This is a genomic window from Enterobacter cloacae complex sp. XAL002 (assembly GCF_049236805.1).
Taxonomy (GTDB): Bacteria; Pseudomonadota; Gammaproteobacteria; order Enterobacterales; family Enterobacteriaceae; genus Enterobacter; species Enterobacter intestinihominis.
This window is the reverse complement of record NZ_JBMKJN010000012.1, coordinates 62538-81996: the sequence shown is the minus strand read 5'-3', so window position 1 is coordinate 81996 and position 19459 is coordinate 62538. Positions and strand designations below refer to the sequence as shown.

Here is a 19459-nt window from a genome sequence, read left to right as displayed (position 1 = left end):
GGCTCCGGTTTTTTCTTTTATTTGCTGAGGCATAACGTATGGCATGCGGCGAATTCTCCCTGATTGCCCGTTATTTCGACCGTGTCAGAACCTCTCGTCTTGATGTTGAAACCGGCATTGGCGATGACTGCGCACTTCTCAATATTCCCGAAAAACAGACGCTGGCAATCAGCACCGACACCTTAGTATGTGGGCGTCACTTCCTGCCCGATATCGATCCTGCCGACCTGGCGTATAAGGCGCTGGCGGTAAACGTTAGCGATCTGGCGGCAATGGGCGCCGACCCGGCCTGGCTGACGCTGGCTCTGACCCTGCCGGAGGTGGATGAAGCCTGGCTTGAAGCCTTCAGCGATGCCCTGTTTGAACAGCTTAATTATTACGATATGCAGCTGATTGGTGGTGATACCACCGCCGGGCCGCTGTCGATGACCCTGGCAATCCACGGCTATGTGCCAGCGGGGCGCGCGCTGAAGCGTTCGGGCGCAAAACCGGGCGACTGGATCTACGTGACCGGTACGCCGGGGGATAGCGCGGCCGGGCTGGCGATCCTTCAGAACCGTTTAGCAGTTGAAGATGCTGACGATGCGGCGTACCTGGTGAAGCGCCACCTGCGGCCCACACCGCGTATTTTGCACGGTCAGGCGCTGCGCGAGCGGGCCAGTTCTGCTATCGATCTCTCTGACGGGCTGATCTCCGATCTCGGCCATATCCTGAAGGCCAGTGGCGTGGGCGCACGGATCGATCTGGATCTGTTCCCACTGTCAGAGCCGTTGCGTCGCCATGCCGATCCTGAACAGGCGCTGCGCTGGGCACTATCCGGTGGGGAAGATTATGAGCTGTGCTTTACCGTTCCCGAGCTGAATCGCGGGACGCTGGATGTGGCGTTAGCGCATCTGGGGGCGAAATTTACCTGCATCGGGCAGGTGATGCCGGAAAGTGAAGGGCTGCTGTTTGTCCGCGACGGCGCCCCGGTTACGCTTGACTGGAAAGGGTACGATCACTTCGCGTAATTTTGTGCGCTCTGTATTGCCGGGTGGCGCTGCGCTTACCCGGCCTACGGATTTTGTTCCCTGAATTGTTTATTTAAACCCTACCACCGGATGTTGCTGATACGGCGTCTCCAGCTCGGCAATCTGCTCCGGCGTCAACGATAAGTCCACCGCACTCAACAACTCGTCCAGCTGTTCTTCCCGCGATGTGCCCACAATCGGCGCGGCGACACCGCGCTTGCTCAGCAGCCACGCAAGCGCTACCTGTGCGCGCGTTGCACCGATATCGTCGGCGATCCTGGCTAATCGTTCGGCAATTAACGCATCGCTGGCTTCTGTATCGTCATACAGATTTTTACCTACTTCATCCGATACCAGCCGGGCGGTAGTTTCACCCCACGGACGGGTTAACCTTCCGCGCGCCAGCGGGCTCCACGGAATCACCGCCACGCCTTCCTGGTAGCAGAGCGGCAGCATCTCACGTTCTTCTTCCCGGTAGATCAGGTTGTAGTGATCCTGCATAGTGACAAAGCGCGCCCAGCCGTTCTGCGCCTGGAGATCGAGCGCCTGAGCAAACTGTGAGGCATGCATGGACGATGCGCCGATGTAGCGCGCTTTACCGGCTTTCACGACGTCGTTCAACGCTTCAAGCGTCTCTTCGATCGGCGTGTTGTAATCCCAGCGGTGAATTTGCAGCAGGTCGACGTAATCCATGTTCAGGCGTCTGAGGCTGTCATCAATGGAGCGCAGGATCTGCGCGCGAGAAAGGCCTTCCGCCAGATCGCCTGACGGGTAATACACCTTGGTGGCGACCACAATCTCATCCCGACGGGCAAAATCTCGCAGGGCGCGGCCCACAATCTCTTCGCTGCTGCCGTCGGAGTAGCTGTTGGCGGTATCGAAGAAGTTGATGCCGCCGTCAATGGCGCGCTTAATGATAGGGCGGCTGCTCTCTTCCGGCAGCGTCCAGGCGTGATTTCCCCGGTCAGGCTCGCCAAACGTCATGCAGCCCAGGCAAAGCCGGGACACCTTGAGGTCTGTTTTTCCTAATGTCGTGTATTGCATGGTTCCGCTCCTGCTGTTTAAACAATACGTTTAAGCATAGCAGGAGCAGAAAAGGGGAGGGATCAGGCCAGCCAGGTGCGGATTTTAGCTTCGATACCGACGGCGTCCAGGCCAATGTCGGCGCGCGCCTCGTCCTGAGTGCCTTGCGGGATGAAGTGGTCCGGCAGGCCGAGATTAAGCACCGGAACGACTTTACGGTTCGCCATCAGCACTTCGTTCACGCCGCTACCCGCGCCACCCATGATGGCGTTCTCTTCCAGCGTGACCAGCACCTCATGGCTTTCCGCCATGCTCAGAATCAGAGATTCATCGAGCGGCTTCACAAATCGCATATCGACGAGCGTCGCATTCAGGGTTTCAGCGACTTTTGCCGCTTCCGGCATCAGCGTACCAAAGTTCAGGATCGCCACTTTTTCACCGCGACGTTTCACCAGACCTTTACCGATATCCAGTTTTTCCAGCGGCCGTAATTCAACGCCAAGGGCATTGCCGCGTGGATAACGTACCGCACAGGGACCGTCCTGATAGTGGTAACCGGTATACAGCATCTGACGACACTCGTTTTCGTCGCTTGGCGTCATGATCACCATGTCCGGGATGCAGCGCAGGAAGGAGAGGTCAAATGCGCCCTGGTGCGTCTGGCCGTCAGCCCCCACGATGCCCGCACGGTCGATAGCAAACAGCACCGGCAGCTTCTGGATGGCAACGTCATGGATCACCTGATCGTAGGCGCGTTGCAGGAAGGTAGAGTAAATCGCTACCACCGGCTTGTAGCCGCCAATCGCCAGGCCCGCTGCGAAGGTTACCGCGTGCTGCTCGGCAATGGCGACGTCGAAATACTGGTCCGGGTATTTTTTGGAAAACTCGACCATGCCGGAGCCTTCACGCATGGCAGGCGTCACCGCCATCAGCGTGTTGTCTTTCGCCGCCGTTTCGCACAGCCAGTCGCCAAAGATTTTTGAGTAGCTCGGCATTCCGCCGCTGCTTTTCGGCAGACAACCGCTGGTATGGTCGAACTTGGGCACCGCGTGGAAGGTGATCGGATCTTTTTCCGCCGGTTCGTAACCACGCCCTTTTTTGGTCATGATATGCAGGAACTGCGGGCCTTTCAGGTCGCGCATGTTTTTAAGCGTCGTCACCAGACCTAACACATCGTGGCCGTCCACCGGGCCAATATAGTTAAAGCCCAGCTCTTCAAACAGCGTACCCGGCACGACCATGCCTTTGATATGTTCTTCGGTACGCTTAAGCAGCTCTTTGATCGGCGGTACGCCGGAGAAGACTTTTTTCCCGCCTTCGCGCAGTGAGGAGTAAAGCTTACCGGACAGCAGCTGCGCCAGATGGTTATTCAGCGCGCCGACGTTCTCGGAGATCGACATTTCGTTATCGTTGAGGATCACCAGCATGTCCGGTTTGATATCGCCCGCGTGGTTCATGGCCTCAAAAGCCATCCCGGCGGTGATCGCCCCGTCACCAATCACGCAGACGGTACGGCGTTGCTTATTCTCTTTTTCGGCGGCAACGGCAATACCAATGCCCGCAGAAATGGAGGTGGAAGAGTGGCCGACGCTTAACACGTCAAACTCGCTCTCGCCGCGCCACGGGAACGGATGCAGGCCGCCTTTCTGGCGAATGGTGCCAATCTTATCGCGACGTCCGGTCAGAATTTTGTGCGGATAGGCCTGGTGGCCAACATCCCAGATCAGCTGATCGAACGGCGTGTTATAGACGTAATGCAACGCCACGGTCAGCTCAACCGTGCCAAGTCCGGAGGCGAAGTGGCCGCTGGAGCGGCTAACGCTGTCGAGCAGGTAGCGACGCAGCTCGTCACACAGCTTCGGCAGACTCTCTTTCGGCAACAGACGTAACTCCTGAGTGGAGTCAACTAACGCCAGTGTCGGGTATTTGGCAATATCAAAACTCATCAAAGGCTCATCGAGATATATAGTTTATTTATTACGCTGGATTATGTAGTCCGCTAGCGCTTCCAGTGCCGAGGTATCCAGCGATTGCGCGGCCAGCTCATTCAGTGACCGGCGGGCATCGTCTATCAGATCCCGGGCTTTACGTTGGGCATGCTCAAGGCCCAACAGGGCGGGGTAGGTACTTTTGCCAAGCTGCTGATCCGCACCCTGGCGTTTTCCCAATGTTGCAGTATCGCCCACCACATCCAGAATGTCATCCTGAACCTGGAAAGCCAGACCGATACTTTCTGCGTATCTGTCCAGAACCGGCAGGGCTTTACGCCCGCGTTCACCCGCGCTCAACGCGCCCAGACGAACGGCTGCCCGAATCAGGGCGCCCGTTTTGTGACGGTGGATGCGCTCCAGCTGTTCCAGAGTTACCTGACGACCTTCAGCCTCTAAATCCAGCGCCTGGCCGCCGCACATCCCGGCGACGCCGCTGGCCATTGCCAGTTCGGACACCATTGCCAGACGATCGCGATCGCTCACTTCAACCATCGGCGCATCGCTCAGAATAGAGAACGCCAGGGTTTGCAGCGCATCACCCGCCAGAATGGCATTCGCTTCGCCGAACTTAATGTGGCAGGTCGGCTGACCGCGACGCAGATCGTCATCGTCCATGGCCGGCAAATCATCGTGGATCAGCGAATAGGCGTGGATACACTCCACAGCGGCTGCCGGGGCGTCCAGCGAGTTATCGCTGATACCGAACATATTGCCCGTGGCATACACCAGGAACGGACGCAGGCGTTTACCCCCCAAGAGTGCGCCATAGTGCATGGCTTCAACCAGAGGAGTGTTCTGAAAAGGCTGCGGCTCAATGAAACGGCGCAGCGCGTCGTTGGCGCGGATGACGCGCGCCTGAAGCGCGTTGGAAAAATCCATTTACTCGGCGTCCGGTGTGAATGGCGTGGTTTTAGCGTCTTCGCTGTCGGAAAGCAGGATCTGCACACGCTGCTCGGCCTGCTGGAGTTTTACCTGCCCCTGGCGCGCGAGCTGCACGCCGCGTTCAAATTCGTTGAGCGCGTCTTCCAGCGGGAGATCGCCGCTCTCAAGACGGGTAACGATCTGCTCCAGTTCACTCAGCGCAGTTTCGAAACTGGCCGGTGCGTCGTTTTTCTTCGGCATAGTGAATTGACTCTTAAATTTTTCGCCCTGACATGGTAACGGACTCAGGGCAATTATCAAATAACGCGAGTGGCGCGATGGTGGTATACTTGCGCGCCTGGATGCAGCCACGGGTGTGGGCTGCTGTATCATTTTCCACTACAAGCCTTTATAAGCTTGCCTAAGAAACATTGCCGCCATGAAGTTTATCATTAAATTGTTCCCTGAAATCACCATCAAAAGCCAATCCGTGCGTTTGCGCTTTATTAAAATTCTCACCGGGAACATTCGTAACGTATTAAAACACTACGACGAAATGCTCGCCGTGGTGCGTCACTGGGACCACGTTGAAGTCCGCGCGAAAGACGAAAACAAACGTCTTGATATTCGCGACGCGCTGACCCGTATCCCGGGTATTCACCATATTCTGGAAGTGGAAGACGTTCCCTTCACCGATATGCACGATATCTTCGAAAAGGCGCTGGTACAGTACCGCGATCAGATCGAAGGGAAAACGTTCTGCGTACGCGTGAAGCGCCGTGGTAAGCATGAGTTTAGCTCCATTGACGTTGAGCGCTATGTCGGCGGCGGTCTGAACCAGCACGTTGAGACGGCGCGCGTGCGCCTGACTAATCCGGACGTTACCGTTAATCTTGAGATCGAAAACGATCGCCTGCTGCTGGTTAAGGGCCGTTATGAAGGTATTGGCGGCTTCCCGATCGGCACGCAAGAAGATGTGCTGTCGCTGATCTCCGGCGGGTTCGATTCCGGCGTTTCCAGCTATATGCTGATGCGTCGCGGCTGCCGCGTGCACTACTGCTTCTTTAACCTGGGCGGCGCGGCGCATGAAATCGGCGTACGTCAGGTGGCGCATTACCTGTGGAACCGCTTCGGCAGCTCTCACCGCGTGCGTTTCGTGGCGATCAACTTTGAGCCGGTGGTCGGCGAAATTCTTGAGAAAGTGGATGACGGCCAGATGGGCGTGGTCCTGAAACGTATGATGGTGCGTGCGGCGTCCAAAGTGGCTGAGCGCTACGGCGTGCAGGCGCTGGTCACCGGTGAAGCACTGGGGCAGGTCTCCAGCCAGACGCTGACCAACCTGCGTCTTATCGACAACGTGTCTGATACGCTGATCCTGCGTCCGCTGATCTCTCACGATAAAGAGCACATCATCGATCTGGCGCGTAAAATCGGTACTGAAGATTTTGCCCGCACCATGCCGGAATATTGCGGCGTGATCTCAAAAAGTCCAACCATTAAAGCGGTGAAGGCGAAGATCGAAGCGGAAGAAGAGAACTTCGATTTCAGCATCCTGGAAAAAGTGGTGGCGGAAGCGTCCAACATCGATATCCGTGAGATCGCCCAGCAGACCGAGCAGGACGTAGTTGAGGTGGAGACGGTCAGCGGCTTCGGTGCTAACGATACGATTCTGGATATTCGTTCTGTTGATGAGCAGGATGACAAGCCGTTGCAGGTGGAAGGCGTCGAGGTGGTTTCGCTGCCGTTCTACAAGCTGAGCACCCAGTTTGGCGATCTCGACCAGAGCAAAACGTATCTGCTGTGGTGCGAACGTGGGGTCATGAGCCGTTTACAGGCGCTGTACCTGCGCGAGCAGGGCTTCGCGAACGTGAAGGTGTATCGCCCGTAGCCTATTGCCCGGTGGCGCTTCGCTTACCGGGCCTACGGTACCGTACACTTGTAGGCCGGGTAAGGCGTAGCCGCCACCCGGCTTTTTTTACTCGTAGTAGTTATAAATCCCTGCCGCCATCACCAGCGATGACGCCACTTCGTACGCTTTTTCGCGCCCGACCAGCAGGTCAATAATCTTCAGGCCAAAATCAATGGCGGTACCCGGCCCCTGGCTGGTGAGCAGGTTAACGCGCGGATCCCAGACCACGCGTTTATCCACCCACTGGTCATCCGGAATCGTATCCTTCAGGCCTGGGAAGCCGGTCATATTGCCGATGGGGAAAATGTCGTGCGGAACCAGTACCGTACCTGCGGCCGCACAGATTGCCGCGACGATACGCCCGGAAAGATGAAACTGACGAACGGTTTCAACCAGCAGCGGGCTGTCGCGGAAACACTCCGCGCCCTTCAGACCGCCCGGCAGCACGATAATGTCGTAATCACCGTCCGCCACCTGTACAAGCGGTGCATCTGCCAGGATCTTGACCCCACGCGAGCAGGTAATCGCCAGACTTCCGTCGCTGGCGACGCTGGCGGTGGTAACCTTAATACCACCACGTACCATCAAATCAATGGTGGTGACCGCTTCTGTCTCTTCGCTACCAGGGGCGAGGCATACCAGTGCCGATGCGCTCATACTCACTCTCCTTTCGTTTAACTAACTCAAACAGACGGCTGTTTTCCGCAACGGTAATGCCGTGTGCCCGGGCGCGTTTTAACAGATAACCGGTAATGTAATCAATTTCGGTATGCCGCATAGCCCGGATATCCTGCAGCATTGAGGAGATATTTTCTGCCGTACTCTCAATGACCTGGTCGACATAATAACGTAAATCAGACTCTGAGGTGTGGTAGCCTTCGCGTTCAATGACGGCGGCAACTTCCCGGCAAATCAGCGCTAACCGATCGGGATGCTGGCGCAGATCACCGTTAGGGCAATCCAGCAGGGCAGTCAGCGGATTGATCGCGCAGTTGACCGCCAGTTTGCGCCACAGTTCTGCGCGAATGTTATTGTGCCAGGCGACGTCAGGCAGCGTGCTTTGCAGGGTATCCGCAAGATAGCTGTAATCGCTGGGCTGTTCACGCGCCGGGCCGATATGGGTGATGCCACTGGCAACATGAATAATGACGTTACCGTCGCGGCGTGCCGCGTGGGTGGTTGTTCCCATCAGCAGCGGTTGCCGGACAGACTTTAGCTCTTCAATGGTACCCATACCGTTGTGAATCAGCAGGACTGGCGTGCTTTCAGGTAATTGGGCGGCCAGGCTTTTCACCGCATCGGAGACCTGCCAGGCCTTCAGCGTGACCAGCAGTAGATCGCTGCTCGCGAGAAATTCCGGATCGTTTGCCGTCAAAGACTCGTTAAAAATTGAACCGTCTGTACCCATCACATTCACACTGCAATAGGGTTGGGGAATTCGCAGCCAGCCCTGAACGTCGTGTCCCTGTTTGCATAGCGCGCTAAGCCAGAGTTGACCAAGGGCGCCGCATCCAAGCACTGTTACTTTCATTGTTCCTCCTCACCTGCAACTGCGCCAGGTGCTAAGGCGCTAAGTATAGCGCCATCAGCTAAGCTTCTCGTTATGCCTCGTTGCAGGTATTATGCAACGCAACAAAAATGAAGGGAGAAGAAAAGATGCCATCTTTCGATATTGTTTCTGAAGTTGATCTGCAGGAAGCGCGTAACGGCGTAGATAATGCTATTCGTGAAGTGGAGTCACGTTTCGATTTTCGTGGCGTTGAGGCGACCATTGAACTGAACGACGCGAACAAGACAATCAAAGTCCTGAGTGAGTCTGATTTCCAGGTCAACCAACTGCTGGATATCCTGCGCGCCAAGCTGCTCAAGCGCGGCATTGAAGGGACCTCACTTGATGTACCGGAAGATTTTGTTCACAGCGGAAAAACCTGGTTTGTGGAAGCGAAGCTGAAGCAGGGGATTGAAAGCGCGGTACAGAAAAAAATCGTTAAGCTTATCAAAGACAGTAAGCTGAAAGTGCAGGCGCAGATCCAGGGGGAAGAGATCCGCGTGACCGGAAAATCCCGTGATGACCTGCAATCCGTGATGGCGCTGGTGCGTGGCGGCGATCTCGGTCAGCCATTCCAGTTTAAAAACTTCCGCGATTAAGACAATTATGCCCGGCTAAACCGGGCATTTTTTCACGCCTTCAGCGCCTGCTCTACCTCAAAGCGGTTAGTCACTTTGCTGTCAATTTTGACATACGCACTGCGCTCTTCCGGGACAATCAGCACTTCGCTCACGCCCTCTGTCGCTTCCAGACGCTGTTGTAACGCGTCACCGATTGCCACGTCATCGGGAATTTCTACCCGCAGGCTACTCACATAGCGCGGCTCTTTCATGGTGCTGGCAACAAACAGCCAGAGCATCGCCAGCAGCGCACCGGCGAGGAACACGGTCTGAGAATCAAAAAGACCGTCCACCCAGCCGCCGAGGGACCCGCCGATCGCCACGCCGAGAAACTGGCTGGTGGAGTAAATGCCCATCGCGGTGCCTTTGTATCCTGCCGGAGACTCTTTGCTGATAAGCGACGGCAGCAGGGCTTCCATCAGATTAAACGCCAGGAAGAACAGCTGTACGCCTGCGATCAGCTCCCAGAAATGTGGGCCGGCGCCCCACAGCACAATCTCGGCAATCAACAGTAACGCCACGCAGCCCACGAAGACGCGTTTCATTTTGCGCTTCACTTCGGCGTAAATAATGAAGGGCACAACGGAGACAAACGAGATCAGCATTGTGACCAGATAAATTTTCCAGTGCTCTGCCGCCGGGAAACCTGCTGCGGCAAGTTGACCGGGCAGGGCGACAAAGGTGGACATCAGCAGAATGTGCAGGCACATAATGCCGAAGTTCAGCTTAAGCAGGCGCGGCTCGGCGATGACTTTGCTGAAGCAGCCTTTGACCATCCCGGATTCACGGTTCAGGACATGGTTTTTACTGTCCGGCACAACCCACAGCGTGAGTGCGATCCCGATGGTTGCCAGCACGGCTATCATCCAGAACAGGGCGTGCAGGCCGAGTGAATGGGTAATAATCGGCCCCAGCACCATGGCAATGGCAAACGTGACGCCGAAGCTGACGCCAATAAACGCCATGGCTTTGGTGCGGTTTTGCTCGCGGGTTAAATCTGACAGCAGCGCCATCACGGCGGCGGCAATCGCCCCGGAACCTTGCAGGGCGCGGCCAAGAATAATTCCCCAGATGGAGTGGGAGAGGGCAGCGATGATGCTGCCAAGTACAAACACCAGCAGCCCGCCGACAATCAGCGGTTTGCGACCCACGCGGTCGGAGAGCAGGCCAAAGGGGATCTGGAATATCGCCTGCGCCAGGCCGTAGATACCGATAGCCAGACCAATCAGCGCTTCGCTGGCACCCTGTAACGCCATGCCATATGTGGTCAGAACGGGCAGGACCATAAACATGCCAAGCATCCGCAGCGAGAAAACAGTCCCTAAACCCCAGGTCGCACGCAGTTCGCCTGGCGTCATTTTATAATCGTTCATTACCACCTCTACCAAAAAGCAGGCCATAGTTTAGGCGGGGTGATAAGTGCGGTAAATAGGTGTTTGTTTAAGAGATATTACGAGGGTGTGATAAAAGCACCCCCGGATAAAAAATTACGCCTCGACGCGCAACCCGTAGCTTTTAAATTTCTCAAGAACAATGGCAATTTCATCGTCACTGAGTACCGGAACGGGATCCACGATCGCCAGCGTGGCCAGGTAGAGTTTTGCCAGCACCTCTACCTCCTGCGCCAGCCACAGTGCCTTCTCAAGATTTTCTTCGCAGGTGATCAGGCCGTGGTGCTGTAATAGCGTCGCTTTGCGATCGCGTAACGCGACCGCGACATGCTCTGACAGCGCGCGCGTCCCGAAGGTCGCGTAAGGCGCGCAGGGAATGGAGTTTCCCCCGGCGGCGGCAATCATATAGTGAATAGCAGGAATGGGGCGGTTGAGTATCGAGACGGCGGTACAGTTAACCGCATGGTTATGGACGACGGCGTTAGCATTCGGGCGGGTCTGATACACAACCTGATGAAAACGCCATTCGCTGGAGGGCAGTTTATCCTCTTCGTGTCGCCCCTGTGCATCGACATAGACGATACTCTCTTCGGTCAGATGCTCGTAGGGAATTCCGGTCGGCGTAATCAGCATACCGTCGCGATAGCGAACGCTGATATTCCCGGCGGTGCCCTGATTTAATCCCATGCGGGTCATCTCAAGGCAGGTGTCGATAATGTCTCTGGCTAATCGGGCTCGTTCCATTTTTTATTCTCCGGGTACAGTTTTATTTTTACTGGCGGGAACGTTTGACCAGCTTCATATCGACTTTCGCCGTCTCGTTGACCGCTTCGCCGTCGATGGCTCGCTGCATCAGTTCAAACGCTTTTTCCGCCCAGGTATCTTCATCCTGCTGCATGGACCAGACGCTGTTAGGCAGGAACCCCAGCATGGGGTGCTCATCGAAGGTGCCAATATTGATGTGTTGAGGCACGGTACCGGTACGCGTCCGCAGGGCTTCGATTGCCCCTTCCAGGACGGGTAACGATGAGGCGATAAACGCCTGCGGAACACCCTGGCTGTCGATAAGCGAATCCATCAGGGCATATCCCCCCTCCGGCGTATTGTCCGGCCCTTCGATGACCCACTCGCGATGGTGAATACCGGCTGTTTTCAGGGCCTGCAAATAGCCGTTCAGACGGTCCGTAATGCTGGGCAGTGCGGTATCGCCCACAAGGAACCAGAGCGGCGTTTTGCACTCTTCCAGCATATTGCGGGCCAGTTCATCCCCCCCAGCCTCGTTATGACTCTCTACCAGCGCGTTGTCAGTAAAGCCAAAATCCCGGTCGAGGAGCACCAGTGGCTTTTGGATCTGCCGCAAATGATGCTGCTGATTCTCCAGCGTTGAGGGAACGATAAATAAGCCGTCCACGTTGCGCGCCATCAGAGCTTTTACCAGCTTGTTTTCGTAATCCACATCGTTGTAAGTACAGCTGATCATCAGCTGGTAGCCCGAACGGCGGCAGCGCAGTTCGAGTTTCTCGGCGAGCGTTGCAAAGAACACGTTTGAGATGTTGGGCACGATGAGCCCCAGCGTCTCGGTTTTGTTTAACTTCAGACTGCGCGCCGAATGGTTGAGGGTATAGCCGAAGCGCTCGACGTGTTCATTAATTCGGGACTGTGTTTTCACACTGATCCGATACTGTTCGGCTTTCCCGCTCAGTACCAGCCGCACGGTGGTGACGGATAAATTCAGATCCTTCGCTATCTGTTCAACTGTTTTGGCCATCGCTACGCCTCAATCCTTAATGTACGTAAAAACTGCTGATAAAGCATACGCATCCTGCCATTACATTTCCTGCTGCATCAGGAGATTAAGCGCCTGTTGCTGGGTCCACAGCATCAGGTACGCCTCATATTTTTGCCGGTGGAAGGCCGCGGTTTCCGGCCGACAGGTGATGATATCGCCGGCTTTGACCATTTCCCGGGTGGCGTCGGTAAGCGTTGCCCATGCACCGCTCGCCACAGCGCCGCAAATGGCCGCGCCGAGAGTGACCGCATCTTCTTCGGCTAAAAGGTGAATATCGCAGCCTGTGGCATCGGCATACTCCCGCAGCCAGAGCCGGTTATGAGTAGCTCCACCACAAATGACAATGCGCGACAAGGTGTGCCCATGATGTTTCAGAGTATCCATAATGTGTCGTGTGCCGTAGGCAATGGCCTGTAGCGTAGCCAGATAGAGCCTCGCCAGCGCGCGCTCACCGGTCTCTAATGTCAGACCGACAACGCTGCCCCGGGCATCAGGACGCGAACGCGGCGAGCGGTTGCCGTGGTGATCGGCCAGAATGTGCAGGTTGCGGGTGGGATATTTTTCTTCCTGTTCAAGTGCGGCTACCCAGTCGTTGAGTAATGCCACCGGATGGCATTGCGCCGCTTCTGCTTTTGCAAACAGCTCTGCGCTGACTCCGTGCTCGCGCAACGTCCAGTCGACCAGCGCCCCGGCAGCACTTTGCCCGCCTTCCGTCAGCCAGTAGCCCGGCAGCATGGCGCTCCAGTAAGGTCCCCAGACGCCGGGCGTATGGATCTCCGTCTGACTGGCAAGCATATGGCAGTTCGAGGTTCCGCTGATGAGCGCCAGCGTGCCTTCCGGGTGTGAGCCTGTCAGCGCCACGCCACCCGCGTGGGCATCGATCATGCCGCTTGCCACAACCACTTCTTCGGACAAACCCAGAGCTTGCGCTGCCTGCGGGCTAAGTTTCCCGACGCATTCAGCGACGTCCAGAATAGTGCCGGGAATTTTTGTCAGTAAGTTTTCCAGCCCCACCGCTCTGAGCAGCGATTCGCTGAACTGCGCCTCATGCGCAAGGTAGTTCCATTTGCAGGTGAGGGTGCACAGGCTGGCGACGTCCTGGCCCGTCGCTTTCCAGACCAGAAAATCGGCAAGGTCGTAAAAGCGCCAGGCCTGATTCCAGGTTTCAGGATGATGCCGCTGCAACCACAGCAGTTTTGGCAACTCCATCTCGATGCTGACCTCGCCGCCCACGTAGCACAGGGCCGGATCGCGTGTGGCATTGATGTGAACGGTTTCTTCGTGAGCACGATGATCCATCCACATAATGATGTCCTGCGATGCCGGACTGTCCGGGGAGACGCTCAGGCCGTTACCGTCAGCATCCAGCGCGACCAGCGAGCACGTGGCGTCGAAGCCAATCGAATGAATGGCGTCAGGTGAAATCCCAGAGGAGTCGACGGCTTCCCGCACCACCGCACAAACCTGCTGCCAGATTTCCACAGAGGATTGTTCCACGCGCGCATTGCTGGCGTGAAACTGCGAAATCGGACGGGTCGCGAAGCTCAAACGCTCGCCTTGCGCAGAGTAAAGCCCTGCACGAACGCTGGCTGAACCTACATCTACCCCGAGGAAATAGCCGTCACTCATCATGAACTTCCTTATTTTTTACCAAACGGATGCAGCAGTTTATCAATTTCAGGCGTGTTGATATTCTGCGCATTGACATATTTCACTGGAATATCAATTTCTTTGGCCACCGTCTGTCCGGAAATCACCGCGTTCAGCGCTTTTATGCCCTGATAACCAATCTGATAGGCGTCCTGCACCACGAAGCCCTGAATCACACCGTTTTTAAGGAAGTTAATGATGGCTTCGGTGCTGTCAAAACCGATGACTTTTACTTTGCCCTTCAGATTCTGGCTGTCGATAGCGTTCGCAACGCCCAGGGTTGAGCCTTCGTTGGTGGCATAAATACCGGCGATATCCGGGTTGGCCTGAACCATATCAATGGTTTTATCCATCGCTTTTTGCGGGTCGCCATCGCTGTATTGCACCGGCAGTACCTGAATATTCGGGTACTTCTCTTTCATCCGCTCGCTGAACCCTTCAGAGCGCTCAATGGCGGACGTCGTCCCGGCTACGTGGGCGATAATACCCACTTTCCCCTTCTGGCCTACCTGCTCCGCCAGCGCATCCGCAGCCTGTGCGCCCGCCTTACGGTTATTGGTGGCGACAAAGCTGGCCGGGATATCCGAGTTCACGCCCGAGTCGAAGGTCACCACTTTGATCCCCCGGCTGTTGGCGGTTTCGACCAGCGGGGCAAGGGCGTTTGCATCAAGTGCGGCCAGCAACAGGCCGTTTGGCTTTTGTGCCATGGTGTTTTCGACTAACTGGATCTGTTCGGCGATTTGCGTTTCATCGGCAGGGCCAACGTAGCTGGTTTTGTCACCCAACTCTTTTGCGGCAGCTTCCGTCCCCATTTTGACTGTCTGCCAGAATTCGTGCTGGTAACCTTTACTGACCACCGGCAGGTTTAAATCTTTTGCCAGCGCGCTGCTGGACAGGATGGCAACGAGCGACAGGGCGCTCAGGATATGGCTGGTTTTCATTATTTTGCTCCGTTGTAGGGTTGGCAGGGCTTGTTGTATCGAGAACCTAACGCATTCTTTTACGTAACGTGTCCAGGTAGACGGCGGCAACGACGACCACGCCCATCGCCACCATCTGCCAGAACTGGGACACGCCCATGAGATTGAGGCCGTTTTTCAGCACGCTCATAATGAACGCGCCTATGATGGTGCCGCCAATCGTGCCCACGCCGCCCATCAGACTGGTACCGCCGATCACTACCGCCGCAATGGCTTCCAGCTCATAACCCACGCCCACGGTTGGCTGGCCTGAGTTGAGACGAGAGGCGAGGATCACCCCGGCCACGCCGGTTAACAGGCCGCAGAAGGCGTAAACGAAAATTTTCACTCGCTGGACTTTGATCCCGGAAAGGTGTGCCGCCGTTTCATTGCTGCCGACAGCGTAGATATAGCGGCCCATCACCGTTTTCTTCAGGATCCACATGGCGATCAGTGCCACGATGACCAGGTAGAACACCGGATAAGGCAGAACGTCGAACAGGCGACCCTGTGCTAGCAGCTTGAACTGCGGGTAGTCAGAAAAATAAATCGCGCGGCCATCGGTCATCACCATATTGATGCCGCGTACCGACATCATTAAGCCGAGGGTGGCAATAAACGGTGGTATGGTCATTTTGGTGACCAGAAACGCGTTCACATAGCCGCAAAGTCCGCCTGCGAGCACGCCTGCCAGAATACAGACCGGCAACGGCATACCAAACCCGGCGGCGATGCCCACCGCAACCCCTGAGAACGCCACCACCGATCCGAGCGACAGGTCGATCCCGGCGGTAATAATCACAAAGGTTACGCCAATGGCCATGATGCCAATCACCGCCGTTTGCAGGGCGATAGTCATGATATTTTCAGTATTAAAGAAGAACGGTGAGCTGAAGCTGAAAAACAGAACCAGCAATACCAGGCTAAAAAGAGGCGCCAGACGCATCAGGAGCGCTTTATTTATTTTCATCGTATGACTTCCGCTTTGCGGCGATGGAACGGTAACGGACATGATTAATCCTCCAGCGTGGCGTATTGCATGATTTTTTCCTGGGTGGCGTGCTCAGCCGCTATTTCGCCGGCAATGCGGCCGCTGCGCATCACGAGTATGCGGTCGCACATTCCTAATACTTCCGGCAGTTCGGATGAAATCATGATGATCGATTTACCTTTAGCGACAAGGCGATTCATTAATTCGTAGATTTCCAGCTTGGCGCCAACGTCAATTCCCCGGGTTGGCTCATCAAAAATTAAAATATCGGTGTCTTTGCAGACCCAGCGGGCAATAATAATCTTCTGTTGATTACCGCCGCTTAAATTCAGTGCCGCCTGTTCCAGATGTGGCGTTTTTATTCGCAGCGTATCCACCAGTTTCTGGCTGGACTCCCGGCAGCGTTTTTCATCAACATTACCTGCGGCGCCAGCGTAGTCCGGGTAATTGCCGAGCATAATGTTCATCTCAACAGAAAGGCCGAGGGCGAGTCCCTCTTTTTTGCGGTCTTCTGTTAAATAGCTGATGCCTTTTTCAATGGCGTCAGCCACGTCTTTAATACGTGTGGGGGTGCCGTTCAGCGTCAGGGTGCCAGCATCGATCGCATCGGCGCCAAACAGGGCCCGGCCCAGTTCAGTTCGGCCTGCGCCCATTAAGCCAGCGAGACCGAGGATCTCACCGCGCCAGAGGGTAAAGTTGATGTCATGCAGTACACCATTACGCGTCAGGCCGTTCACCTCCAGCACTTTTTCTCTGCGCTGATGCGGCGGGCGTTTTGGGTAGATGTTATCGAGATTGCGGCCAACCATCATGGCGATAAGCTCGCCGATCTGAACCGTTTCATAATCTACGGTGGCGATGTATTGTCCGTCGCGCATGACGGTCGCGCGATCGGCGATCAGCGCCAGCTCTTCCAGACGGTGCGAGATGTAGACAATCCCCGTGCCCTGAGCCTTGAGCATCCGCGTGACGTCAAACAAACTCTCGATTTCACTTTCGGTCAGCGCGGCGGTGGGTTCATCCATGATTAGCACTTTGGCATTGACCGAAATCGCTTTGGCAATTTCCACCATCTGCTGCTGGGCTACGGTTAATTCACTGACGCGGGCGTCCGGGGCGATTTTTAAATTCAGCGTGTGCAGTATTTTCTCCACCGCCTGTCGCTGGGCGCGTTTATCTAACTGCCAGCGACTATTTTTGCAGAATTCACGGCCAATAAAGATATTCTCTTCCACGGTTAAATCGGGGAAGAGATTAAATTCCTGATGGATAATCGTAATACCTGCATGCTGAGCACTTAGCGGATCGCTGAATGATACGGATTGCCCTTCAAAGCGAATTTCACCGGCATCAGGTTGGTAAACACCGGATAAAATTTTCATCAGCGTCGATTTGCCGGCACCGTTTTCACCTAAGAGGGCATGAACTTCGCCGCAGCGTAAATCGAAATCAACCTGATTCAGCGCCAGCACGCCGGGAAAGCGTTTGGTAATGCACGTCATCTGAATAAGAGTCTCTGACATTGCAAAATTCCTGTGTTGGAAAGGCAATGAATCACAAGCCACAGTGATTTAGTTAATAAGCTAACTCGACTTAGCTTTCGTCCTTAAAAGCTATTTTAGGGTTATAATTTAGCCAAATCATTTGTATTCAAATTGTGACGTCGTGCAAAGGTATTTTGTTATTTGATTGAATTTAAACGATATGTTTAGTTTTTGCTGAATCGTAATACCTGACGCTGATCGAATTTTGACCTCTCATCGTGAAACTGCTCACAGATCCTGCACATTTATCTTGTCTCATTTTTAGTGTGAACCCTAAGCTAATTCGAGTTAGCAAATTTCACCACTTTCCGTTCACGGCGCTGCCTGGGCGCTTTTTCACGGCTATGCCCCTGAGACGGATAGGTTAACCAACGTGAGGAAGGGCTATGAAAACGATAAAAGCGTTACCCCGTATTGGCATTCGACCTGTTATTGATGGCCGCCGAATGGGCGTACGCGAGTCTCTGGAAGAGCAGACCATGAACATGGCGAAAGCCACGGCGGCGCTACTCAGTGAAAAATTACGCCACCCCTGCGGTACGCCCGTTGAGTGCGTAATTGCCGATAGCTGCATTGCCGGAATGGGGGAGGCCGCTGCTTGCGAAGAGAAGTTCAGCACGTGCCACGTTGGTCTGACGATCACCGTCACCCCCTGCTGGTGTTACGGGAGTGAAACCATTGATATGGATCCGCTGCGTCCGAAAGCGATCTGGGGCTTTAACGGCACCGAGCGTCCGGGGGCAGTATATCTCGCGGCGGCACTGGCGGCGCATAACCAGAAAGGGATCCCGGCGTTTTCCATATATGGCCACGATGTACAGGATGCGGGCGACGAGACCATCCCGGCAGACGTTGAGGAAAAATTGTTGCGCTTCGCCCGCGCGGGCCTGGCGGTCGCCAGCATGAAGGGGAAAAGTTATCTGTCGGTGGGCGGCGTCTCGATGGGGATTGCGGGCTCGATTGTCGATCACAACTTCTTTGAATCCTGGCTGGGGATGAAGGTGCAGGCGGTGGATATGACCGAACTGCGTCGCCGCATCGATCATAAGATTTACGACGAGCAAGAACTTGAGCTGGCCCTGGACTGGGCGCAAGCACATTTCCGTTTCGGCGAGGATAAAAACGCGGATCAGTATCGTCGCAATGAACAGGAGAATGCCGCGATCCTCCGGGAGAGTCTGCTGATGGCGATGTGCATCCGCGACATGATGCAGGGTAACCCAAAACTCGCTGCGATGGGCCGCGTGGAGGAATCTCTGGGCTATAACGCCATCGCGTCCGGGTTCCAGGGACAGCGCCACTGGACGGATCAGTATCCAAATGGAGATACCGCAGAGGCGCTGCTGAACAGCTCCTTTGACTGGAACGGTATTCGCCAGCCGTTGGTGGTGGCGACGGAAAATGACAGCCTGAACGGGGTAGCAATGCTGTTTGGACATCTGATGACCGGTACAGCGCAAATCTTTGCCGACGTGCGCACCTACTGGTCGCCAGAGTCGGTTGAGCGTGTTACCGGCCAGAAACTCACTGGACGGGCTGAGCAGGGCATTATTCATCTGATCAACTCCGGCTCGGCGGCACTGGACGGTACAGCGGAGCAGAAAGACGCCGAGGGGAAACCGACCCTGAAACCACACTGGGACATTACTGAGCAGGAAGCCAACGCGTGCCTGGCCGCAACCCACTGGTGTCCGGCGGTGCATGAATACTTTCGCGGGGGCGGTTTCTCATCAAACTTCCTCACCCGAGGTGGCGTGCCATTTACCATGACCCGCGTAAACCTCATCAAGGGGGTGGGCCCGGTATTACAGATAGCGGAAGGCTGGAGTGTTGAGCTGCCGGAACAAGTACATGACATTCTGAATAAGCGCACCGATTCAACCTGGCCCACCACCTGGTTTGCCCCACGTCTGACCGGTAAAGGCCCGTTCAGCGACGTCTATTCAGTGATGGCGAACTGGGGCGCTAACCACGGAGTATTAACCGTCGGGCACGTCGGTGCTGATTTCATCACCCTGGCGTCCATGCTGCGCATTCCCGTGTGCATGCATAACGTACCGGAGGCGCTGATTTATCGGCCGACGGCCTGGGGCGCTCACGGTATGGATCCGGAAGGGCAGGATTACCGCGCCTGTGAAAATTACGGACCGTTATACAAACAATAAGCCGGTT

General features: G+C 55.6%; 17 protein-coding genes. 4 read left to right on the top strand and 13 right to left on the bottom strand.

The features are described from left to right. The first annotated feature begins 38 nt into the window (after window positions 1-38). Window positions 39-1010: a thiamine-phosphate kinase gene (gene thiL, locus ACOT0L_RS13500; protein WP_022647226.1), complete on the top strand. Its 972-nt coding sequence runs from the start codon at window positions 39-41 to the stop codon at window positions 1008-1010. Between the two features lie 69 nt (window positions 1011-1079). On the opposite strand, the gene ACOT0L_RS13495 is transcribed toward thiL, so the two are convergent. From ACOT0L_RS13495 to xseB, 4 genes are all read right to left on the bottom strand, one after another. Next, entirely contained in the window at window positions 1080-2054 is a 975-nt protein-coding gene (locus tag ACOT0L_RS13495) for an aldo/keto reductase (RefSeq protein WP_126503106.1), read from the bottom strand. Between the two features lie 62 nt (window positions 2055-2116). Then, complete coding sequence (dxs, locus tag ACOT0L_RS13490) at window positions 2117-3979, bottom strand: 1-deoxy-D-xylulose-5-phosphate synthase (protein ID WP_022647228.1); 1863 nt, start codon at window positions 3977-3979, stop codon at window positions 2117-2119. A 24-nt stretch (window positions 3980-4003) separates the two neighbouring features. After that, window positions 4004-4903 carry a (2E,6E)-farnesyl diphosphate synthase gene (gene ispA, locus ACOT0L_RS13485; protein ID WP_126503103.1) on the bottom strand — a complete coding sequence of 300 codons (900 nt, stop codon included), beginning with the start codon at window positions 4901-4903 and terminating at the stop codon, window positions 4004-4006. Next, window positions 4904-5146 carry an exodeoxyribonuclease VII small subunit gene (xseB, locus tag ACOT0L_RS13480; protein ID WP_003859094.1) on the bottom strand — a complete coding sequence of 81 codons (243 nt, stop codon included), beginning with the start codon at window positions 5144-5146 and terminating at the stop codon, window positions 4904-4906. It lies immediately after the preceding gene. 178 nt (window positions 5147-5324) lie between these two features. On the opposite strand from xseB, the gene thiI reads away from it, so the two are divergent. Then, window positions 5325-6773, top strand: a complete 1449-nt coding sequence (gene thiI / locus ACOT0L_RS13475; RefSeq protein WP_126503101.1) for a tRNA uracil 4-sulfurtransferase ThiI — start codon at window positions 5325-5327, stop codon at window positions 6771-6773. A gap of 87 nt (window positions 6774-6860) precedes the next feature. Here the strand turns inward: thiI and yajL are convergent, their stop codons facing one another. Together yajL and panE are read right to left on the bottom strand one after the other, a co-directional pair. Continuing rightward, on the bottom strand, window positions 6861-7451 hold the full coding sequence (gene yajL / locus ACOT0L_RS13470; protein WP_038415487.1) for a protein deglycase YajL: 591 nt from the start codon (window positions 7449-7451) through the stop codon (window positions 6861-6863). Beyond that, window positions 7414-8325, bottom strand: coding sequence for a 2-dehydropantoate 2-reductase (gene panE / locus ACOT0L_RS13465; RefSeq protein WP_126503099.1), 912 nt, complete (start codon window positions 8323-8325; stop codon window positions 7414-7416). Before panE ends, yajL begins: the two co-directional genes overlap by 38 nt. A gap of 125 nt (window positions 8326-8450) precedes the next feature. Here panE and ACOT0L_RS13460 point away from each other — a divergent pair, with 125 nt between their 5' ends. Next, the gene (locus ACOT0L_RS13460; RefSeq protein ID WP_022647233.1) at window positions 8451-8942 is read left to right on the top strand and encodes a YajQ family cyclic di-GMP-binding protein; all 492 of its coding nucleotides are present in this window, start codon (window positions 8451-8453) and stop codon (window positions 8940-8942) included. 32 nt (window positions 8943-8974) lie between these two features. Here the strand turns inward: ACOT0L_RS13460 and ACOT0L_RS13455 are convergent, their stop codons facing one another. The 7 genes from ACOT0L_RS13455 to ACOT0L_RS13425 all read right to left on the bottom strand — a co-directional run bounded on the left by ACOT0L_RS13455 (window position 8975) and on the right by ACOT0L_RS13425 (window position 17266). Further along, on the bottom strand, window positions 8975-10336 hold the full coding sequence (locus ACOT0L_RS13455) for an MFS transporter (RefSeq protein ID WP_022647234.1): 1362 nt from the start codon (window positions 10334-10336) through the stop codon (window positions 8975-8977). Between the two features lie 114 nt (window positions 10337-10450). After that, entirely contained in the window at window positions 10451-11098 is a 648-nt protein-coding gene (gene fucA, locus ACOT0L_RS13450; RefSeq protein ID WP_126503097.1) for an L-fuculose-phosphate aldolase, read from the bottom strand. A gap of 28 nt (window positions 11099-11126) precedes the next feature. Then, window positions 11127-12122 carry a LacI family DNA-binding transcriptional regulator gene (locus tag ACOT0L_RS13445; protein WP_023299444.1) on the bottom strand — a complete coding sequence of 332 codons (996 nt, stop codon included), beginning with the start codon at window positions 12120-12122 and terminating at the stop codon, window positions 11127-11129. A 60-nt stretch (window positions 12123-12182) separates the two neighbouring features. Beyond that, on the bottom strand, window positions 12183-13772 hold the full coding sequence (locus ACOT0L_RS13440) for an FGGY-family carbohydrate kinase (protein WP_126503095.1): 1590 nt from the start codon (window positions 13770-13772) through the stop codon (window positions 12183-12185). An 11-nt stretch (window positions 13773-13783) separates the two neighbouring features. Continuing rightward, the gene (locus tag ACOT0L_RS13435) at window positions 13784-14734 is read right to left on the bottom strand and encodes an ABC transporter substrate-binding protein (protein ID WP_000858088.1); all 951 of its coding nucleotides are present in this window, start codon (window positions 14732-14734) and stop codon (window positions 13784-13786) included. 46 nt (window positions 14735-14780) lie between these two features. Further along, window positions 14781-15764 carry an ABC transporter permease gene (locus ACOT0L_RS13430; RefSeq protein ID WP_022647237.1) on the bottom strand — a complete coding sequence of 328 codons (984 nt, stop codon included), beginning with the start codon at window positions 15762-15764 and terminating at the stop codon, window positions 14781-14783. Between the two features lie 2 nt (window positions 15765-15766). Next, window positions 15767-17266, bottom strand: a complete 1500-nt coding sequence (locus tag ACOT0L_RS13425) for a sugar ABC transporter ATP-binding protein (RefSeq protein ID WP_023299446.1) — start codon at window positions 17264-17266, stop codon at window positions 15767-15769. Window positions 17267-17673: 407 nt separating this feature from the next. On the opposite strand from ACOT0L_RS13425, the gene fucI reads away from it, so the two are divergent. After that, window positions 17674-19452 (top strand): L-fucose isomerase, encoded by a 1779-nt coding sequence (gene fucI / locus ACOT0L_RS13420; RefSeq protein ID WP_126503093.1) that lies wholly within the window; start codon window positions 17674-17676, stop codon window positions 19450-19452. Window positions 19453-19459 lie beyond the last annotated feature (7 nt).

What these genes read in the sequence shown, in the direction of transcription:
- thiL (WP_022647226.1), top strand. Translation starts at nt 39, where the DNA reads ATGGCATGCGGCGAATTCTCCCTGATTGCCCGTTATTTCGACCGTGTC.
- ACOT0L_RS13495 (WP_126503106.1), bottom strand. Translation starts at nt 2,054, where the DNA reads ATGCAATACACGACATTAGGAAAAACAGACCTCAAGGTGTCCCGGCTT.
- dxs (WP_022647228.1), bottom strand. Translation starts at nt 3,979, where the DNA reads ATGAGTTTTGATATTGCCAAATACCCGACACTGGCGTTAGTTGACTCC.
- ispA (WP_126503103.1), bottom strand. Translation starts at nt 4,903, where the DNA reads ATGGATTTTTCCAACGCGCTTCAGGCGCGCGTCATCCGCGCCAACGAC.
- xseB (WP_003859094.1), bottom strand. Translation starts at nt 5,146, where the DNA reads ATGCCGAAGAAAAACGACGCACCGGCCAGTTTCGAAACTGCGCTGAGT.
- thiI (WP_126503101.1), top strand. Translation starts at nt 5,325, where the DNA reads ATGAAGTTTATCATTAAATTGTTCCCTGAAATCACCATCAAAAGCCAA.
- yajL (WP_038415487.1), bottom strand. Translation starts at nt 7,451, where the DNA reads ATGAGCGCATCGGCACTGGTATGCCTCGCCCCTGGTAGCGAAGAGACA.
- panE (WP_126503099.1), bottom strand. Translation starts at nt 8,325, where the DNA reads ATGAAAGTAACAGTGCTTGGATGCGGCGCCCTTGGTCAACTCTGGCTT.
- ACOT0L_RS13460 (WP_022647233.1), top strand. Translation starts at nt 8,451, where the DNA reads ATGCCATCTTTCGATATTGTTTCTGAAGTTGATCTGCAGGAAGCGCGT.
- ACOT0L_RS13455 (WP_022647234.1), bottom strand. Translation starts at nt 10,336, where the DNA reads ATGAACGATTATAAAATGACGCCAGGCGAACTGCGTGCGACCTGGGGT.
- fucA (WP_126503097.1), bottom strand. Translation starts at nt 11,098, where the DNA reads ATGGAACGAGCCCGATTAGCCAGAGACATTATCGACACCTGCCTTGAG.
- ACOT0L_RS13445 (WP_023299444.1), bottom strand. Translation starts at nt 12,122, where the DNA reads ATGGCCAAAACAGTTGAACAGATAGCGAAGGATCTGAATTTATCCGTC.
- ACOT0L_RS13440 (WP_126503095.1), bottom strand. Translation starts at nt 13,772, where the DNA reads ATGAGTGACGGCTATTTCCTCGGGGTAGATGTAGGTTCAGCCAGCGTT.
- ACOT0L_RS13435 (WP_000858088.1), bottom strand. Translation starts at nt 14,734, where the DNA reads ATGAAAACCAGCCATATCCTGAGCGCCCTGTCGCTCGTTGCCATCCTG.
- ACOT0L_RS13430 (WP_022647237.1), bottom strand. Translation starts at nt 15,764, where the DNA reads ATGTCCGTTACCGTTCCATCGCCGCAAAGCGGAAGTCATACGATGAAA.
- ACOT0L_RS13425 (WP_023299446.1), bottom strand. Translation starts at nt 17,266, where the DNA reads ATGTCAGAGACTCTTATTCAGATGACGTGCATTACCAAACGCTTTCCC.
- fucI (WP_126503093.1), top strand. Translation starts at nt 17,674, where the DNA reads ATGAAAACGATAAAAGCGTTACCCCGTATTGGCATTCGACCTGTTATT.